This is a genomic window from Streptomyces sp. NBC_00328 (assembly GCF_036139655.1).
Taxonomy (GTDB): Bacteria; Actinomycetota; Actinomycetes; order Streptomycetales; family Streptomycetaceae; genus Streptomyces.
In genome coordinates this window covers 6,017,453-6,034,830 of sequence record NZ_CP108013.1, presented here as the reverse complement: position 1 = coordinate 6,034,830, position 17,378 = coordinate 6,017,453, and the positions used below count along the sequence as shown (strand labels likewise).

15 protein-coding genes are annotated in these 17,378 nt (G+C 71.8%); 5 read left to right on the top strand and 10 right to left on the bottom strand.

What is annotated here, in order from left to right:
• The first annotated feature begins 721 nt into the window (after positions 1-721).
• Positions 722-2,383 (top strand): sulfatase-like hydrolase/transferase, encoded by a 1,662-nt coding sequence (locus tag OG485_RS26540; RefSeq protein ID WP_328674659.1) that lies wholly within the window; start codon positions 722-724, stop codon positions 2,381-2,383.
• A 99-nt stretch (positions 2,384-2,482) separates the two neighbouring features.
• Here OG485_RS26540 and OG485_RS26535 read toward each other — a convergent pair whose 3' ends face one another.
• From OG485_RS26535 to OG485_RS26525, 3 genes are all read right to left on the bottom strand, one after another.
• On the bottom strand, positions 2,483-4,039 hold the full coding sequence (locus OG485_RS26535) for an ABC transporter substrate-binding protein (protein ID WP_328671038.1): 1,557 nt from the start codon (positions 4,037-4,039) through the stop codon (positions 2,483-2,485).
• A 146-nt stretch (positions 4,040-4,185) separates the two neighbouring features.
• The gene (locus tag OG485_RS26530; RefSeq protein ID WP_328671037.1) at positions 4,186-5,610 is read right to left on the bottom strand and encodes a metallophosphoesterase; all 1,425 of its coding nucleotides are present in this window, start codon (positions 5,608-5,610) and stop codon (positions 4,186-4,188) included.
• Positions 5,611-5,626: 16 nt separating this feature from the next.
• Positions 5,627-5,869: an SCO4848 family membrane protein gene (locus OG485_RS26525; RefSeq protein ID WP_328449026.1), complete on the bottom strand. Its 243-nt coding sequence runs from the start codon at positions 5,867-5,869 to the stop codon at positions 5,627-5,629.
• A 112-nt stretch (positions 5,870-5,981) separates the two neighbouring features.
• On the opposite strand from OG485_RS26525, the gene OG485_RS26520 reads away from it, so the two are divergent.
• Positions 5,982-7,277, top strand: coding sequence for a D-alanyl-D-alanine carboxypeptidase family protein (locus OG485_RS26520; RefSeq protein ID WP_328671036.1), 1,296 nt, complete (start codon positions 5,982-5,984; stop codon positions 7,275-7,277).
• Here the strand turns inward: OG485_RS26520 and OG485_RS26515 are convergent.
• The 4 genes from OG485_RS26515 to OG485_RS26500 form a co-directional block, all read right to left on the bottom strand.
• A complete protein-coding gene (locus tag OG485_RS26515; RefSeq protein ID WP_328671035.1) occupies positions 7,231-8,265 on the bottom strand; it encodes a YihY/virulence factor BrkB family protein in 1,035 nt (344 codons plus the stop codon). The genes OG485_RS26520 and OG485_RS26515 overlap by 47 nt on opposite strands.
• Positions 8,253-8,666, bottom strand: a complete 414-nt coding sequence (locus tag OG485_RS26510) for a GtrA family protein (protein WP_328674657.1) — start codon at positions 8,664-8,666, stop codon at positions 8,253-8,255. Before OG485_RS26510 ends, OG485_RS26515 begins: the two co-directional genes overlap by 13 nt.
• A gap of 134 nt (positions 8,667-8,800) precedes the next feature.
• Positions 8,801-9,745 (bottom strand): decaprenyl-phosphate phosphoribosyltransferase, encoded by a 945-nt coding sequence (locus tag OG485_RS26505; RefSeq protein WP_328671034.1) that lies wholly within the window; start codon positions 9,743-9,745, stop codon positions 8,801-8,803.
• The gene (locus tag OG485_RS26500) at positions 9,738-10,295 is read right to left on the bottom strand and encodes a phosphatase PAP2 family protein (RefSeq protein ID WP_443048764.1); all 558 of its coding nucleotides are present in this window, start codon (positions 10,293-10,295) and stop codon (positions 9,738-9,740) included. The genes OG485_RS26505 and OG485_RS26500 overlap by 8 nt, the downstream gene beginning before the upstream one ends.
• 142 nt (positions 10,296-10,437) lie before the next feature.
• Between OG485_RS26500 and OG485_RS26495 the strand changes: the two genes are divergently transcribed.
• Together OG485_RS26495 and OG485_RS26490 are read left to right on the top strand one after the other, a co-directional pair.
• Entirely contained in the window at positions 10,438-11,787 is a 1,350-nt protein-coding gene (locus tag OG485_RS26495; protein ID WP_328671033.1) for an FAD-binding oxidoreductase, read from the top strand.
• An 82-nt stretch (positions 11,788-11,869) separates the two neighbouring features.
• Positions 11,870-12,625 carry a decaprenylphospho-beta-D-erythro-pentofuranosid-2-ulose 2-reductase gene (locus OG485_RS26490; protein WP_328671032.1) on the top strand — a complete coding sequence of 252 codons (756 nt, stop codon included), beginning with the start codon at positions 11,870-11,872 and terminating at the stop codon, positions 12,623-12,625.
• Positions 12,626-12,638: 13 nt separating this feature from the next.
• On the opposite strand, the gene OG485_RS26485 is transcribed toward OG485_RS26490, so the two are convergent.
• Positions 12,639-13,220 carry a 2'-5' RNA ligase family protein gene (locus OG485_RS26485; protein WP_328671031.1) on the bottom strand — a complete coding sequence of 194 codons (582 nt, stop codon included), beginning with the start codon at positions 13,218-13,220 and terminating at the stop codon, positions 12,639-12,641.
• 228 nt (positions 13,221-13,448) lie between these two features.
• Entirely contained in the window at positions 13,449-14,462 is a 1,014-nt protein-coding gene (trpS, locus tag OG485_RS26480) for a tryptophan--tRNA ligase (RefSeq protein WP_328671030.1), read from the bottom strand.
• A 387-nt stretch (positions 14,463-14,849) separates the two neighbouring features.
• Here trpS and OG485_RS26475 point away from each other — a divergent pair, with 387 nt between their 5' ends.
• Entirely contained in the window at positions 14,850-15,596 is a 747-nt protein-coding gene (locus OG485_RS26475; RefSeq protein ID WP_328671029.1) for a hypothetical protein, read from the top strand.
• Between the two features lie 90 nt (positions 15,597-15,686).
• Here OG485_RS26475 and OG485_RS26470 read toward each other — a convergent pair whose 3' ends face one another.
• Positions 15,687-17,132 carry a glycine hydroxymethyltransferase gene (locus OG485_RS26470; protein WP_328671028.1) on the bottom strand — a complete coding sequence of 482 codons (1,446 nt, stop codon included), beginning with the start codon at positions 17,130-17,132 and terminating at the stop codon, positions 15,687-15,689.
• Positions 17,133-17,378: the final 246 nt, after the last annotated feature.

The window sequence follows — 17,378 nt, the reverse complement described above, 5'->3', positions numbered from 1 at the left end:
GGGCCGGTGTCGCTCCAGAGCCTGCCGTGCCGGCCGGGAACCTCCTCATGTACCGCTGTGACCTGCGGAAACAGACTTGGGCAGAAGCTGACCGAGGCGGTTGAACATGGGCCGCCGCGGCCCCGTACACCACGACGAGGGCGCGTCGGTCGCTTCGATCGACCCGCCACGCCGCCACCGCGCATCGCACGGAAGGACCGCCGGGTTGTCGTTCAACACGAGCTCTCGACAGCTGCCGAACACGGACGCGGCGCCTCCGCGCGAAGAGCCGACACCGGAGCCGCTCGCGGACACGGACACCGGCACCGGCACCGGCACCGGCACGGACACAGACGCGGATGAGGACGCCGCCGCCTCGGGTGAGGGAGAGGCAGCGGCTGGGGCGGCCCCCGAGGCAGCCGTGACCGAGGGGGCCACCTCGATCGGCTCCGAGGACCCGCGGGAGAAGCCGGCGGAGGCCGTCCCCGGCGAAGGGACGGACTCCGCGGGAACCGGCAGCGGAACGTCCGCCGCCGCGGCCGGGAGCGAAGTCCGGGCCGAGACCGAGACCGAAGCACCCGGTGCGGTCGGCGGGGACGCGGACGCCGCCTCGGACGAAGCAGCGGACGCGGGCTCGTCGTCGCCCTCGCCGTCGTCCTCGGTCTCGCCCGAGGAGGTGCCAGGCGTGGCCGCCGGGGACGGGGACGGTGGCGGGGAGGAGCCTCCGGGAGACGAGCCGCCCGTGCGCGGCCGGTGGCGCGGCTGGCGGGACCGGCATCCCGTCACCGCCCGCACCCTCGCCTGGACGACCACCCTCGCCGCCGCCGCGCTCGTCCTGTTCGCGCTGCTGATGCCGAGCCAGGCGGGCAGTTTCCGTCCGGCGGAATTCCTGCGGCTCCCGGTGGAGGCGATCTTCGGTGCCGCCCTGCTGATCGTCCTGCCCCGCCGGCCGCGGATCGCGCTGTCGGTGGCCGCCGGTCTGGCCCTGGGCGTGCTGACCGTCCTGAACATCCTCGACATCGGCTTCAACGAATACCTCGGACGCGGCTTCAACGTCGTCCTCGACTGGTCGCTGTTCAGCGACGCGCAGGCCTACCTCCAGGACACGTTCGGCCACGGCGGCGCGCTCGGCATCGCGGCGCTGGCCGTGGCGCTCGTGATCGCCATCCTGGTGCTCATGACGCTGTCGGTCGTCCGGCTGGGCAACCTGGTGGCCAGGAACACCGAGACGGCGACCCGCACGACCCTGGTCCTGGCCATGGCCTGGGTCACCTGCGCGGCGCTCGGCGTGCAGTACACCGGGGTGCCCATCGCCTCCGAGCACACCGCGCTGGTCGTCCAGGACCGGGCGGCGCGGGTGCGGAACACCCTGCGGGACGAAGCCGAGTTCGCCAAGATCGCCAAGAAGGACGACTTCGCGAACACGCCGCCCGACGAGATGCTCACCGATCTGCGCGGCAAGGACATGATCGTCACGTTCATCGAGAGCTACGGCCGCAGCGCCGTCGAGGACCCGGTCATCGCACCGGACGTCGACGCGACACTGACCGCGGAGAACAAGAAGCTGACCCAGGCCGGTTTCGCGGCGAAGAGCGGCTGGCTCACCTCGGCGACGTACGGCGGCAGCAGTTGGCTCGGCCATTCGACGTTCCTGTCGGGTCTGTGGATCAACAACCAGCAGCGCTACCGCACCGTGACCTCCGGCGACCACCTCAGCCTGATCAGCGCCTTCAAGAAGACCGGCGACTACGACACCGTGGGCGTCATGCCGGGGATCCAGAAGGGCTGGCCCGAGCAGAAGTTCTACGGCATCGACAAGCTCTACGACGCCTTCCACCTCGGCTACAAGGGGCCGAAGTTCAGCTGGTCGACCATGCCCGACCAGTACGCCCTGACCGCGTTCGAGCGCCTGGTGCACGGCAAGAAGCACGACAAGCCGCTGATGTCGACGATCATCCTGACCTCCAGCCACCAGCCCTGGGCGCCCATTCCCAAGACGGTCCCCGAGGACCAGGTCGGCGACGGCTCGGTCTACGACGCCATCCAGAAGGCCGGCAAGAAGCCCGGCGACATCATCACCAGCTCGCAGAAGTCGAAGGTGGAGTACGGCAAGTCGATCTCGTACTCGGTGACGAGCCTGATCGACTGGCTGGTGAAGCACGGCAACAAGAACACCGTGCTGATCTACCTCGGGGACCACCAGCCGATCGCCCGGGTCAGCGGCGACCACGCCAGCCGCGACGTGCCCGTCTCGATCGTCGCCAAGGACCCGAAGGTGCTCGACAGGATCGCCGACTGGGGCTGGACGGACGGCCTCCGGCCCGAGCACGACGCCCCGGTGTGGAAGATGAGCTCGTTCCGCGACCGCTTCCTGACGGCGTACGGATCCACTCCGCACCCGTGACAGGACCGGCTCCGCGTCGGCGGGGCGGCGGTCACGGCCGGGGCCGTCGACCGCCGCCCGCGCACGTGGAGTCGAGGGCCCCTGGCACCGGGCCGCTCGTCACAGCCAGCTCAGCTGCCAGAGGCGGAAGACGCCGGTCCCGTCGGACAGGTACTCGCCGCCGCTGACGTCCTCACTGCTGATGACGTAGTCCCTGCGCTGCCACAGCGGGATCAGCGGGACGTCCTGGGCGACCTGCGCCTGGAGCCGCCGGAACGCGTCCGCCGTACGGCTTCGGTCGGCGTCCTGCTGGGTCTCCTTGATCAGACGGTCGACGTCCTTGTCGGTGTAGCCGTTCTTCATGCTGTTGCCGGTGCCGACCAGCGGCGCGCCGAAGGTGTCCGCGTCGGGATAGTCGGCGACCCAGCCGACCGCCCAGGCGTCGAACCCGCCCTCCGCGTACTTCCTCTGGAACTCGGTCCACTCGAACCCCTCGGTCGTCACCTTGAACAGCCCGTCCGCCTCCAGCTGCCGCTTGAGCTCGGCCGCCTCCTCGCCCGCGGCACCCCGTCCCTCGGCGAACCCGTAGGTGAAGCGCACGGGCAACGGGACCCCGGCCTCGGTCAGCAGGGCCCGCGCCTTCTTGGGGTCGGGCTTCGGGTAGCTGTCGAAGAACGAGGTCGCGTGCCCCGTGATCCCCGCCGGGATCAGCCCGTACAGCGGGTCGGTGGTCCCCCGGTACGTCCGGTCGACCAGCGTCTCCCGGTCGACCAGCGAGGCGAGGGCCTGCCGGACCCGCCGGTCGTGCAGCGGCGACCCTTCGCGCACGTCGAGGACGAGGTTGCGGGTCTCGGCGCTGTCGGCCTCCGTGACGCGTTGCGCGGGGTCGCTCGGCGAGAGCGCGGCGAGCACGGCGGGCGGGAGCTGACGGGCCACGACGTCGAGCTCCTTCGCCTTCCAGGCCACCTGGAGCGCCCCCGAGTTGGCGTAGTAGCGCAGCACGACGGGCTTGCCGAGGCCGTCGACGGCGCCCTCGTAGCCGGGGTTGGGGGCGAGGACGGCCTCCACGCCCCGCGTGTACGCCTTCAGGACGTAGGGCCCCGTGCCGTCGGCACCGGCGCCGGTGCGCAGGCTGCGCCGGGGATAGCGGGTGCTGTCGACGATCGAACCGGCGCCGGTGGCCAGCTTGAACGGGAAGGTCGCGTCGGGCGAGGACAGATGGAAGGTGACGGTCCGGCCGCTCGCGTCCACGCTGCCCAGGGTGGAGAGGAGCGAGGCCGGCCCGACCTCTTCGTTGATGCGCTTGACGCGGTCGAAGGAGAACTTCACGTCCGCCGCGGTCATCGTGCGCCCGCTCGGGAACGTGAGGTCGTCACGGAGTGTGCAGCGGTAGGTGCGCAGCCTCGTGTCGGTGAACGCGCAGCTCTTGGCGGCGTCCGGGACCGGCTTGGCGCCGCCGGGCTCGAAGGTGAGCAGCGACTGGAAGACATTGCTGAACAGGGCCCAGGACCCGGCGTCGTAGGCGCCGGCCGGGTCGAGCGAGGTGACGGCGTCCGTGGTGCCCACCGTGATGGTGCGGTTGTCGTTCTCCTTCGCCGGCATGAGCTGCCAGCCGGCCACACCGGCGCCCGCCACGACGAGCAGCGCCGCCGGTATCCATAAGCGAACCGATCGCATCGGTGCCCTCCCCAGGCGCCCCGCACGCCACTCCCCTAGTGACGCGGATCACCTAACCACAGGAGTTTCGGCAGGGGGAAGGAAATCGGGAAGAGTGCTCAGGACCGGCGAAAATGATCTTTTCCGCCTCGCTTCACAGGGGATTCTCAGGCTTCGCGCGAGGCCAGCTCGACGACCGTGATGTCGGAGGGCGCGCCGACGCGGGTCGGCGGCCCCCAGGCTCCCGCGCCCCGGGAGACGTAGAGCTGCGTGTCGCCGTAGCGCTCCAGGCCGGCGACCGTCGGATTGGCGGCGGCCGCGATGAGGTTGCCCGGCCACAGCTGTCCGCCGTGGGTGTGTCCGGACAACTGGAGGTCGACCCCGTGGCGCACCGCATCATGGATCTGCACCGGCTGATGTGCGAGGAGCACACAGGCTCGGGTCGTGTCGCGGTCTCCGAGCGCCTTGCCGAAGTCGGGTCCCTGCCCCTCGCTCTCGCCCTGGAGGTCGTTCACGCCCGCGAGGTCGAATCCGGCCAGTTCGGTCCGCGCGTTCTCGAGGGGATGGATCCCCAGCTCCCGCACCTCCCGGATCCACTGCTCGGCTCCGGAGAAGTACTCGTGGTTCCCGGTGACGAAGTAGGAGCCGTGCCGGGCGCGCAGCCCGGCGAGGGGTGCGGCGGCGGGGCCGAGGTTCTTCACGCTGCCGTCGACCAGGTCACCGACGACGGCGATCAGGTCGGGCTGGGTGGAGTTGATCGTGTCGACGACCCGCTGGGCGAATCCGCGTCCGAGCACCGGCCCGAGGTGGATGTCGCTCACGACGGCGATCCGGAATCCGTGGGCGGACCGGGGCAGTTTGGCGAGCGGTACGGTGACCCGCTTCACCCCCGGCCCGCGCAGCACGCCGTAGGTCCCGTACCCCACGGTCCCCACGGCGACGGCCGCGGCCGTGCCACCCACGACCCGCGAGACGAACAGACGCCGCGACGGCGACCGGACGGCTCCCGCCGGTTCCGCGGGTCCCACTGAATCAGCCGGTTCCGCGGGTCCCAGTGCATCGGCCGGTGCCGCGGGTCCTGCTGATGGAGCCGGTTCCGCGGGTCCCGTCGATTCGGGCGGTTCCGTGGATCCCCCCGATTCAGCCGGTTCCGCGGGCCCCGTCGATCCGTCCGGTGCCGTCGACGCCACCGATCCGGCCGGCTCCGTCGACGCCACGGGCCCGGTCGCGGCGGGGGACGCGGCCCCGCCGCTCTCCGCGTGTCGGGCGGCCCGGCGCTCCAGGGCCCGCCGCAGGACCGGCCGTACGAACTCCCCGGCCAGCAGCGCCAGTACGAGGTAGAGCCCCAGCGGCATCCACAGGAAGCCGGGCCAGGACAGCGTCTGCTGGAGCGGGAAGGGAGCGCCCGCCCGCTCGCTCACGATGGCACCGACCATCAGCAGCGGCCCGGCGACGAAGAGGGCCGTGCCCAGCCGGCGGACCGCTCCGGGGCCGCTCGTGGTGTCCCGCACCAGCCGGCGCCAGGCGTACCAGTGCAGCCCGCCGAGCACGGTCAGCGCGGCCACACCCGCCGACACGAACAAGATGACCATGACGTCGTATCCCCCGTTATGACGTCTGGCGCAAAGCGCGTACGCCGCGCAACCCGATGACCCCGACGACCGTCCCAAGGACAAACGACACGACGGTGAGCGTCAGGTGCACCCAGAAGTACGCCGTCGGATCACCCGCGTCGTCGAACGCGAGCCCACTGGCGTCTTCCCAGAGATTCTTAGCGAAAGTGACCCAAATGACCCAACTCCACACCCCGAAGGCGAGCAGGAACCAGGACACGGGGCGGCTGAGCTTCATGCGTTCAGTATCGCCGTCGCCCACCGTGAGCCGGCGCCGGGGTGGAGAGGGCGAAGGGGCTCCCCCGAACGGTGACGGGAATTCCCGTCACAACCCCTGTACTTTCTCGATCGTGCCCGCCTCGAAAAAGACCATCCAGCGATCCTTTTTGGTCGCCTCCGCCACGCTGTTGCCCCTTTCCTTCACTGCGCCCGTGTTCGCCGTCACCGCCGACGCGAGCCCCTCGGCGTCCCCCTCGGCCACTCCCTCGGCCACGCCCCCGGCGAACATGTCGAGCCTCGGCGGCGAGCGGCTCGGCCGGCCCGGCAACCAGGTGAACCTCGGCGGCGGCGCCCCCGTCCTGCCCGCGGACATCACCGCGCGTTCCTGGATCGTCGCCGACGCCGAGTCCGGTGACGTCCTGGCCGCGCACAACGCGCACTGGCGGCTGCCCCCGGCGAGCACCCTGAAGATGCTGTTCGCCGACACGGTGCTGCCCAAGTTCCCGCGGACCACCTCGTACAAGGTGGCCCCCTCCGACCTGGCGGGCATCGGAGCGGGCTCCAGCGTGGTGGGCATAAAGGAGAACGAGACGTACACCGTCCACGACCTGTGGCTCGGTGTCTTCCTGAAGTCCGGCAACGACGCCGTGCACGTGCTGTCCTCGATGAACGGCGGCGTCCGCGAGACGGTCAAGGACATGCAGGCGCACGCGGAGGACCTCCAGGCCCTCGACACAAACGTGGTGAGCCCGGACGGTTACGACGCCGGGGGCCAGGTGTCGTCGGCCTACGACCTGACGCTGTTCGCCCGTTCGGGGCTCCAGAAGAAGGATTTCCGGGAGTACTGCTCGACGGTGCGGGCCACCTTCCCCGGCACGACGGCCGGGAACAAGAAGGGCACGTCCGCCCGCGCGTCCTCCGAGATCCGCAACACCAACCGGCTGCTGTCCGGTGACAGCGACATCACCCCGTACCAGGGCATCGCGGGGGTGAAGAACGGCAACACCACCAACGCGGGCGCCACCTTCACGGGCGTCGCCGAGCGCGGCGGCAAGGTGCTGCTCGTCACGGTCATGAACCCGGAGAAGAAGGAGCACAACGAGGTCTACAAGGAGGCCGCCCAGCTCCTCGACTGGGGATTCCAGTCCGCGGGCAAGGTCGAGCCGGTGGGCGAGCTGGTCGCACCCAAGGGCGTCGACACCACCGCTCAGCCGGGCGCCAACGCGTCGGGCGGGGCGAACCCGGGCACGGGCGCCGCACACACCTCCACGAAGCAGGTGGCGGCCTCCACCGCGGCGAAGGGCGGTTCGACCGGCATCGGCGTCGCGCTCGGCCTGACGGGCGGCTTCGTCACCCTGCTCGCAGCGGGCGTCTTCCTGGTCAACCGCCGCTGGCCGCTGCCGGACCTGATGCGCCGCCGCCGCTGACCGCGCGGGTCCCGGGGGCCTCCTTCGCGTTCTTCGGAGCCTCGGGGTCACTCCGGTCCCGCGGGCCGGCCGGTTCCCCTGAGCCGGCCGGTCCGGCCGGACCCGGCGGTGCGTCGTCGTCCGCCGCTTCCCGGTCCCGCCCCTCGCTCGGTGTCGCCGTCCAGGCGGAGGAGTACAGGAGCAGTTTCGAGGTGAAGTTGATCCACAGGAGCAGCGCGATCGGCACCCCGAAGGCGCCGTACATGCTCTTGGACGCCACCCCCCGCATGTAGCCGCTGAGCAGCAGCTTGAGCAGCTCGAACCCGACGGCGCCGATCAGCGCGGCGACGATCAGCCGGCGGCGCGGCGGCTCGACACCGGGCAGCAGCGTGAGGACGTAGAGCAGGACGAGGAAGTCGGCGAGCACGGCCACCGCGAAGGCGAGGCCCTGGAGGAGGGTGCTCCCCCAGCCGTTCTCGTCGATGCCCAGGTGCCGTGCCGACCAGCCCATCGCCGTGGACGCGAGGGTGGAGACCACGATGGTGAGGAGCACGGCGCCGCCGAGGCCGACGAGGACTCCGCCGTCCTTGAGCTTGCGCAGGAGGGGGTTCTCCTCGCTGTCGGGAAGCTCCCAGACCGCGCGCAGGCACTCCCGCATCGAGCCGACCCAGCCGATGCCGGTGACCAGCAGCAGGGCGCCCGCGACGAGTCCGATGGTGCCGGCGTTCTGGACGAGGCCGTTGATGTCGAGCTGGTCGGAGATGCCCGGCACCTGCTCGGCGAGCTTGTCCTGGAGGTCCTTCTGCTGCTGAGTGCTCAGCGTGGCGGCCCCGATCGCCGCGGCCACCGTCAGCAGCGGGAACAGCGCCACGAAGCTGATGAAGGTCATCGCCGCGGCGAGCCGCGTCCACTTGACGCGGTCCAGGCGCTCGTACGACCGCCACGCGTGCGTGGCCATCAGGCGTATGACCCAAGGCCCCACGCCGGGAATCTTTTTCAGCCAGTCCATGATCCGACTCTGCCCTCGCCTCGGAAAACCAGTGACCGGGTACCCCAGAATCGCAGGACAGTGGCGAGCGCCATCCCGACTCCCGCGCCCGAGACGGTGTCCGCGCGCGGTGAGGTGAACCCGAGCCCGTAGTGACTGACGGCGATGGACAGCAACTGCACCAGCGCGCCCGCGATGTTCACCGCGAGGAAGATCAGGCAGGGGCGCGGGCCCCGGGCCGCCGCGTGCCGGTAGGTGCCGAGCGCGTTCCCGGCGTACGCCACCGAGCAGCCCGCGACGAAGGACAGCGACTTGGCGGTCAGGGGGTCCAGACCCGCCGGGCCGCGGAGCCAGACGAAGAGGCCGAGGTCGGCGGCGTAGGCGAGGACGCCGACCGCGGCGAACCCGAGGAGCTCGCGCAGGAGACGCTTGCGGGGACGGGTCTGTCCGGGGGCCGCCGCCGGTTCCGCGCCCGCGGGCCCCGGGGCACCCGGCGCCCCGGCGTCCGCCCCGCGGCCGGCGAGGAGACCGGGACCGGGCCGGTCCTCGGTGACGCTCACCAGTTCGCCACGGCGAGTCCGTACATGGCCAGCCAGACCAGGCCGATGAGGGCGAGCGGACGGTCGCTCAGGACCACGTCCTCCGGCTCGCCCGCCGTGCCCCGGTCGGCGAAGACCGCGTAGCGCAGGACGGCCAGGATGAAGGCGACCACGGACAGCTGACGCCACGGCAGCAGGCCGGTGCTCGGCACTCCGCCCTCCTCCAGGGCCCACAGGCAGTAGCCGAGGACGGAGACCCCGGCGGCGAGCTGCCACACGAACCGCAGGTAGCCGGTCGTGTACTCGGTGAGCAGCGCGCGCGTGGCACCCGCTGTGCCCGCCATCTGCACGGCCTCGGAGTAGCGCTTCGCCGAGACCATGAACAGCGCCCCGAAGCCGGTGGTGATCAGGAACCAGCGCGAGAGCGGAATGCCGAGGGCCAGGCCGCCGATCATGGCCCGCATCAGGAACCCGGTCGTGACGACGACGAGGTCGACGACGAGCACGTGCTTCAGGCTCACGCAGTACGCGAGCTGTATGCCGATGTACGCGGTCAGCAGCGCGCAGACGGCCGGCGAGCAGAACCAGGCGGCGGTCGCGGGCGCGAGGACCCCGAGGACGCCGCCGACGGCGTACGCGGCCGGGACGGGGACCTGGCCCGCGGCGACCGGACGGTGGCGCTTCACCGGGTGGGCGCGGTCGGCGACGGCGTCCCGGGCGTCGTTGATCAGATACACGGCGGCGGCACAGGCCGTGAACAGGAGGAAGACCAGCGCGAGTCTGCTGAGGGCGTGCAGCGAGAAGAGCCGGCCGGCGGCGGCCGGGGCGGCCACGACGAGCACGTTCTTCACCCACTGGCGGGGACGCGCGGTCCTGACGAGGCCCCGCAGCAGCCCGGTCAGGCTCCGCGGCGGCGGGGCGAGGGCCGGAGCGCGCTCCAGAAGCGCCGTGCGCTCAGGCATGGCCCGCCCCGATCCAGCGGGCGCCCAGTCCCGCCGCCGCGGCGCCCAGGGCCGCGCCGGCGGCGACATCCGTGGGGTAGTGGACGCCGACGACGAGGCGCGAGAGGCACATCGCGGCGGCGAGCGGCGGGACGGCGTACGCGCCGAGCGCGCCGTACGCGACCGCCGCGGCGGTCGCGGAGGCCGCGTGCGAGCTGGGGAAGGAGTGCCGTCCCGCCGTTCTCACCCGGGGTGCCACGTGCGTGGGACGCGGGCGGCGCACGATCCGTTTCACCCCCATGCTCGCGAGGTGCGCGCCGGCGGTGAGCGCCGTCGCGCGCAGCCACGCGCCCCTCCGCCCACGGTCGGCGGCCGCCCCGGCGAGCCCCGCCGCGAGCCACAGGGCGCCGTGCTCTCCGCTCCAGGACAGGGCGCGCGCGACGGCCGCGACCCGCGGGTACCCGCCGTACGCGTGGAGTGCGGACAGCACCCGGCGGTCCATGCCCTCCAGTGGACGGTCCATGCCGTCAGGCCGCCGATCCATCTCGTCACGGTCGTCAAGGTCGTCCATGCGATCCCACTCTTCTAGGGAGTGGTCGCAGAACTACGGCAATCTTGGACGACATCCCATTAATCACCCATTTCGGTGAGGAGCCGGGAGCGCTGGGTAGATTGCCCCGTTGCGCACCCCCGGCGGCGCTACGGTCACGGTCATGCCTGCCGACTCCGTCTCCGTCACGGGTTGGGGCCGCACCGCCCCGACCACCGCCCGTCTGGTCCGTCCGCGCACCTACGGGGAAGCGGCGGCCGCCGTACGGGAGTGCGGGGCCCGGGGAGGGATCGCCCGGGGGCTCGGACGGGCCTACGGCGACGCCGCGCAGAACGCGGGCGGGGCGGTGCTCGACATGACGGGCCTGGACCGGATCCACGCCATCGACGCGGGCGGCGGCACGGTCCTGTGCGACGCGGGGGTGTCCCTGCACCGGCTCATGGAGGTCCTGCTCCCCCTCGGCTGGTTCGTGCCGGTGACGCCGGGGACCCGCTATGTGACCGTGGGCGGCGCGATCGGCGCGGACATCCACGGCAAGAACCACCACGTGTCGGGCTCCTTCGCCCGTCACGTCCTGTCCTTCGAGCTGCTGACGGCGGACGGCGAGATCAGGACGGTCGGGCCCGGCACCCCGCTGTTCGACGCCACGGCGGGCGGCATGGGCCTGACCGGGGTGATCCTGACAGCGACCGTCCGTCTCCAGCCGGTGGAGACCGCCCTGATGTCCGTCGACACCGAACGCGCGGCGGACCTGGACGACCTGATGGCCCGCCTCACCGCCACCGACCACCGGTACCGCTACTCGGTGGCCTGGATCGACCTCCTCGCCCGCGGGGCCCGGACGGGGCGCTCGGTCCTGACCCGCGGCGAGCACGCGCCGCTGGACGCGCTCCCCCCGCGGGCCCGCAGACACCCGCTGGCGTTCCGCCCGTCACGCCTCCCGGCCGCCCCCGCCTTCGTGCCCGAAGGGCTCCTCGGACGGACGACGGTCGGCCTCTTCAACGAACTCTGGTACCGCAAGGCGCCCCGCCTGCGGACCGGTGAACTCCAGCCGATCCCGGCCTTCTTCCATCCCCTGGACGGGGTGCCGCACTGGAACCGGGTCTACGGGCGCGGCGGCTTCGTCCAGTACCAGTTCGTCGTCGGACACGGCCGGGAGGAGACCCTGCGGCGGATCGTGCGGCGCATCTCCGAACGCCGCTGCCCGTCCTTCCTCGCCGTCCTCAAGCGCTTCGGAGAGGGCGATCCGGGCTGGCTGTCCTTCCCCGTGCCCGGCTGGACCCTGGCCCTGGACATCCCGGCGGGCCTGCCGGGCCTCGGCACCTTCCTCGACGAACTGGACGAGGAGGTGGCGGAGGCCGGAGGGCGCGTGTACCTCGCCAAGGACGCGCGGCTGCGGCCCGAGCTGCTGGACGTCATGTATCCGCGGCTCGGCGCGTTCCGGTCGCTGCGCCGGGAGCTGGACCCACGAGGGGTCTTCACCTCGGACCTGTCCCGCCGGCTCGGCCTGTAGTGGGCCCCGGCGCCGTTCCCGGCCCGCAGCGCGCCCGTTCCCGCCCGCCCCTCCGGTTCCCCGTCTCTAGGAGCTCGCTGTCATGAAGGACGCCTTCGGTATCCCCCAGTCCCTGCTGGTCCTCGGCGGCACGTCCGAGATCGCGCTGGCCACGGCGCGCCGGCTGATCACCCGGCGGACCCGCACGGTGTGGCTCGCCGGACGGCCGGCCCCCGCCCTGGAAGAGGCCGCCGAGCGGCTGCGCCGGCTCGGCGCGGACGTCCGTACCCTCGCCTTCGACGCCCTCGATCCCGAGTCCCACGAGGCCGTGCTCGGCAAGGTCTTCGCCGAGGGCGACATCGACCTGGTGCTGATGGCCTTCGGGGTGCTCGGCGACCAGGCCCTGGACGAGAAGGAGCCGGTCGCGGCCGTCCGGGTCGCGCAGACCAACTACACGGGCGCGGTGTCCTCGGGTCTGGTGTGCGCGCGGGCGCTGCAGACGCAGGGGCACGGCTCCCTGGTGGTGCTGTCCTCGGTCGCGGGCGAACGCGCCCGCCGCTCGAACTTCATCTACGGCTCCAGCAAGGCGGGCCTGGACGCCTTCGCGCAGGGCCTGGGCGACGCCCTCCACGGCACCGGCGCGCACGTCATGGTCGTACGCCCCGGATTCGTCCGTACGCGGATGACGGCCCATCTGCCCGAGGTGCCGCTGTCGACCACCCCGGAGGCGGTGGCCGCGGCGATCGAACTGGGGCTGAGGCGCCGCTCGGAGACGGTGTGGGTGCCGGGGGCCCTGCGGATGGTCATGTCCGCGCTGCGGCACACGCCGCGCGCGGTCTTCAGGCGGCTGCCGCTCTGACGTTCCGCGCCCGTCAGAGCGCCGGAAGTGTGGTGTCCCGCTCGGGCGACGTGGCCTGCGGGGGCACCACGGCGCCGCCGAAGGCGAACTCGCGGAGCTTGCGCCACACACCGTCGGCACCCTGCTCGTAGAGGGCGAATCCGGTGCAGGGCCACCCGGCCTCGTACCCGGAGAGGGCCTCGAAGGCGTGGTCCATCGCCTCGTCGTCGATGCCGTGGGCCACGGTGACGTGCGGGTGGTACGGGAACTGGAGCTCGCGGGCGACGGGGCCCGAGACGTCCCGGACCTGCTTCTGGAGCCAGGTGCAGGCCTCGGCGCCCTCGGCGACCCGGACGTACACGACCGGTGACAGGGGGCGGAAGGTGCCGGTGCCGGACAGCCGCATCGGGAACGGGCGCCCGGCGGCCGCGACCTCGACGAGGTGCGTCTCGATCGCGGGCAGCGCCGATTCCTCGACCTCGGTCGGCGGCAACAGGGTGATGTGCGTGGGAATGCAGCAAGCCGCGGGGTCGCCGAAGCCCGCGCGCCGCTCCTGGAGCAGGCTGCCGTGAGGCTCCGGGACCGCGATCGACACACCGATCGTTACGGTCCCCACGTCGTCTCCTGTCGTTGTCGATGGTCAGGGCTGTTCGGTGGTGCTGCGCGGGAGGGGGACGATCGCTCGGCCCGCCCCGGCTTTCGACTGTACGGCGGTATGACCCGCAATCGGCGTGTGTAGGAGTGTCGCGCTCGTCTCGTACTGACTGCCGAAGGTGGTGTGATAGGGGCCGTGCCGCCGCCGGAGGGCCGGGCGCGGCCCCGCGTACCGCGATGGCCTCGGCCGTCAGTGCTTGGCGGGCAGGAATCCGACCCGGTCGTACGCCTGGGAGAGCGTCTCGGCGGCGACGGCGCGCGCCTTCTCGGCACCCTTGGCCAGAATCGAGTCGAGCGTCTCGGGGTCGTCCAGATACTGCTGGGTGCGCTCCCGGAACGGCGTCACGAAGTCGACCATGACCTCGGCGAGGTCCGTTTTCAGCGCACCGTAGCCCTTGCCGGCGTACTTCTCCTCCAGTTCGCCGATCCCCGTGCCGGTGAGCGTCGAGTAGATGGTCAGCAGGTTGCTGACACCCGGCTTGGCGCTCGCGTCGTACCTGATGACGGTGTCCGTGTCGGTGACCGCGCTCTTGACCTTCTTGGCGGTCACCTTCGGGTCGTCGAGCAGGTTGATGAGGCCCTTCGGCGTCGACGCCGACTTGCTCATCTTGATCGACGGGTCCTGGAGATCGAAGATCTTCGCCGTCTCCTTGAGGATGTACGGCTTGGGAATCCTGAAGGTGTCCCCGAAGCGGCCGTTGAAACGCTCCGCGAGGTCGCGGGTCAGCTCGATGTGCTGGCGCTGGTCCTCGCCGACCGGGACCTCGTGGGCCTGGTACAGCAGGATGTCCGCCACCTGGAGGACCGGGTACGTGAAGAGGCCCACGCTCGCGCGGTCGGCGCCCTGCTTGGCGGACTTGTCCTTGAACTGGGTCATGCGGGAGGCCTCGCCGAAGCCGGTGAGGCAGTTCATCACCCAGGCGAGCTGCGCGTGCTCGGGGACATGGCTCTGGACGAAGAGCGTGCAGCGCTCGGGGTCGAGTCCGGCGGCGAGGAGCTGCGCCGCCGCGAGCCGGGTGTTGGCACGCAGGTCCGCGGGGTCCTGCGGAATCGTGATCGCGTGCAGGTCGACGACCATGTAGAACGCGTCGTGGGACTCCTGGAGCGCCACCCACTGACGGACGGCGCCGAGGTAGTTGCCGAGGTGGAACGAGCCTGCCGTGGGCTGGATTCCGGAGAGCACGCGAGGACTGTCAGAGGCCATGTTCACCATTCTCTCAGGTGCCGGGGCCCGCTCCGGAACTGGCCGGAAAGAGATGCGACCCGGGCGGGTCGGCGCCGCGGTTCCGGGAAACCGTGCCCTCCGGACCTCCGGCTCGGCAGCACAGACGGTGACTGTTTCGCTCACCTGAGCAGCTTTTTGACACTCACTGTCATGGAAGTGCAACGGTGAGGTGACGTTCCGGCTGGAGGGGGTGCTTTCGAGGTCACCGGCGCTTAAGAATGCCGAACCGCCTGGTAACCGGATTCGGCAGGGCGGAGCGCTGATCGGACGTCGCCGTCGTGGGGGACCCCGGCCTGTCCAGCGGCGCACCCAGAAATCGGCACAACGGCGTGCTGGTCGGCTCTGCGCCGGCCGGTTGGGGGTTCCATGCGCGGGCTTCGTGAACTGCTCACGGTGGTGGGGGCGTTGGGTGCGACCGCTGCGGCGGTGGTGTCGGCGGCACCGTCCGCCGTGGCCGACCCGGCGGCGAGCGGGCCGGTGGTCTCATCAGCGGTCCGGGAGAGCGCCGCGCAGCGCTCCTCGGGGGACAGCCCGGACGTCGCCCTGACCATCGCCGGCGACACGGGACGGACGACCACCCTGCACAACGAGGACCCGGACTTCGCACGGCTGTGGCGGCTGCTGTCGCCCCGGTACACGGGAACGGAGAAAGCGCCCGACGGGTGGAAGGACGGCCACCTCCCCGAACCGCAGGCCACGGTGATCTGGGGGGTCACGGGCCCCGGGGACGGAACGCAGACCGCCCATCGGACACCCGACGGTGATGTCACCATCGAGCGCCAGGACCAGGTGTACCTCGCCCTGGACGGTACGCCGTGGGTGCAGTCGAATCTGTCGCCGGACTCGATGAACCACGACATCCGCTGGCATCCGGCGCCGCGCTCGGTGTTCGACGAGCTGATGAAGGACGGAAGGCTCTTCGGCTCCGGGTCGGCCGGGTCCACCGCCAGCGTGGAGCTGGACCCGGCGTTCTGGGCGGTGCCCGGACTCGCGGCGGGCGTGGCGCTCGGCGCCGGGGCCGCCTGGTTCATCTCCCACGCGGCGGTCCGGGCCCGGCGCGAGAATGCCGGGCCGCTGCTGGGGCCGCACCAGGAGCTGATCGAACTCCCGTGACCGGCCGGCCCGGCCCGAGCTGCCTCGGGTCGGACGGCCCATGCTCGCTCCGATCCGGCGCCGGTTGAGGTCCGGCGCCGGTGCCGTGCGTCAGCCGAGGTCGATCTCCGGGTAGAGCGGGAACGGAGCCAGCAGGTCGGTGGCGCGGTGGGCGATCTCGTCGGAGATCTTCGCGTCCAGGACGTGCTGCGCCTTGGACGGGGCGCCCTTGGCGGTGGTGCCGGCCTCGGCGGCGGTGAGTACCCGGTCGATCAGGGCGGCGATCTCGTCCATCTCGGTCGCGCCGAGACCACGGGTGGTCAGCGCGGGGGTGCCGATGCGGATGCCGGAGGTGTACCAGGCGCCGTTCGGGTCGGCGGGGATGGCGTTGCGGTTGGTGACGATGCCCGAGTCGAGCAGGGCGGACTCGGCCTGGCGGCCGGTCAGGCCGTAGGAGGAGGCCACGTCGATGAGGTTGAGGTGGTTGTCCGTGCCGCCGGTGACCAGCGTGGCGCCGCGGCGCATCAGGCCCTCGGCGAGGGCGCGGGAGTTGTCGACGACGGCCTGGGCGTAGTCGCGGAACTCGGGGCGGCGGGCCTCGGCGAGCGCGACGGCCTTGGCGGCCATGACGTGGGGCAGCGGGCCGCCGAGGACCATCGGGCAGCCGCGGTCGACCTGCTCGGCGAGGGTCTCGTCGCACAGGACCATGCCGCCGCGCGGGCCGCGGAGCGACTTGTGCGTGGTGGTGGTGACGATCTGGGCGTGCGGGACCGGGTCGAAGTCGCCGGTCAGGACCTTGCCCGCGACCAGGCCGGCGAAGTGCGCCATGTCGACCATGAGGGTGGCGCCGACCTCGTCGGCGATCTCGCGCATGACGCGGAAGTTCACCAGGCGGGGGTAGGCGGAGTACCCGGCGACGATGATCAGCGGCTTGAACTCGCGGGCGGAGACGCGCAGGGCCTCGTAGTCGATGAGACCGGTGGCGGGGTCGGTGCCGTAGGAGCGCTGGTCGAACATCTTGCCCGAGATGTTCGGGCGGAAGCCGTGGGTGAGGTGGCCGCCCGCGTCCAGGGACATGCCGAGCATGCGCTGGTTGCCGAAGGCCTGGCGCAGTTCGGCCCAGTCGGCCGCGGAGAGGTCGTTGACGTTGCGGACGCCGGCCTTGGCGAGGGCCGGGACCTCCACCCGGGCGGCGAGGACGGCCCAGAAGGCGACGAGGTTGGCGTCGATGCCGGAGTGCGGCTGGGCGTAGGCGTGCTCGGCGCCGAACAGTTCGCGGGCGTGCTCGGCGGCGAGGGCCTCGACGGTGTCGACGTTGCGGCAGCCGGCGTAGAAGCGGCGGCCGACGGTGCCCTCGGCGTACTTGTCGCTGAACCAGTTGCCCATGGCCAGCAGGGTGGCCGGGGAGGCGTAGTTCTCGGACGCGATCAGTTTGAGCATGTCGCGCTGGTCGGCGATCTCCTGGCCGATGGCGTCGGCGACACGGGGCTCCACGGCCCGGATCACGTCGAGGGCGCTGCGGAAGGCGGTGGACTCGGTGGAAAGGGGCTCTGGCATGACGGCCTCCGGACGTTGCTTTCAGCGTTCACGGGTCGGCCCAGGCGCACGGCACTCGGTTGCCACGACTCCTCGCCCGGACGGTCCGGGCCCCTCACGACGGCCTGTTTCTCCGTCCAGAGGTCCGGGATCGCCCCGGGGAAGCCACAGCGCGGGTGCCGCTCCCCGATGGTCGGTCCCATCCCAGCGCGCCAGTCACGGCCCCGCCGGTCAGCCTACCGGGCGCGCCGGATCACCGGGGTCCCC

Excerpts from the sequence above, each read along its gene's own strand:
- OG485_RS26515 (WP_328671035.1), bottom strand. The coding sequence starts at position 8,265 with ATGGACTGGCTGAAAAAGATTCCCGGCGTGGGGCCTTGGGTCATACGC.
- OG485_RS26505 (WP_328671034.1), bottom strand. The coding sequence starts at position 9,745 with ATGCCTGAGCGCACGGCGCTTCTGGAGCGCGCTCCGGCCCTCGCCCCG.
- OG485_RS26495 (WP_328671033.1), top strand. The coding sequence starts at position 10,438 with ATGCCTGCCGACTCCGTCTCCGTCACGGGTTGGGGCCGCACCGCCCCG.
- OG485_RS26530 (WP_328671037.1), bottom strand. The coding sequence starts at position 5,610 with ATGGTCATCTTGTTCGTGTCGGCGGGTGTGGCCGCGCTGACCGTGCTC.
- trpS (WP_328671030.1), bottom strand. The coding sequence starts at position 14,462 with ATGGCCTCTGACAGTCCTCGCGTGCTCTCCGGAATCCAGCCCACGGCA.
- OG485_RS26500 (WP_443048764.1), bottom strand. The coding sequence starts at position 10,295 with ATGGACGACCTTGACGACCGTGACGAGATGGATCGGCGGCCTGACGGC.
- OG485_RS26535 (WP_328671038.1), bottom strand. The coding sequence starts at position 4,039 with ATGCGATCGGTTCGCTTATGGATACCGGCGGCGCTGCTCGTCGTGGCG.
- OG485_RS26490 (WP_328671032.1), top strand. The coding sequence starts at position 11,870 with ATGAAGGACGCCTTCGGTATCCCCCAGTCCCTGCTGGTCCTCGGCGGC.
- OG485_RS26475 (WP_328671029.1), top strand. The coding sequence starts at position 14,850 with ATGCGCGGGCTTCGTGAACTGCTCACGGTGGTGGGGGCGTTGGGTGCG.
- OG485_RS26470 (WP_328671028.1), bottom strand. The coding sequence starts at position 17,132 with ATGCCAGAGCCCCTTTCCACCGAGTCCACCGCCTTCCGCAGCGCCCTC.
- OG485_RS26525 (WP_328449026.1), bottom strand. The coding sequence starts at position 5,869 with ATGAAGCTCAGCCGCCCCGTGTCCTGGTTCCTGCTCGCCTTCGGGGTG.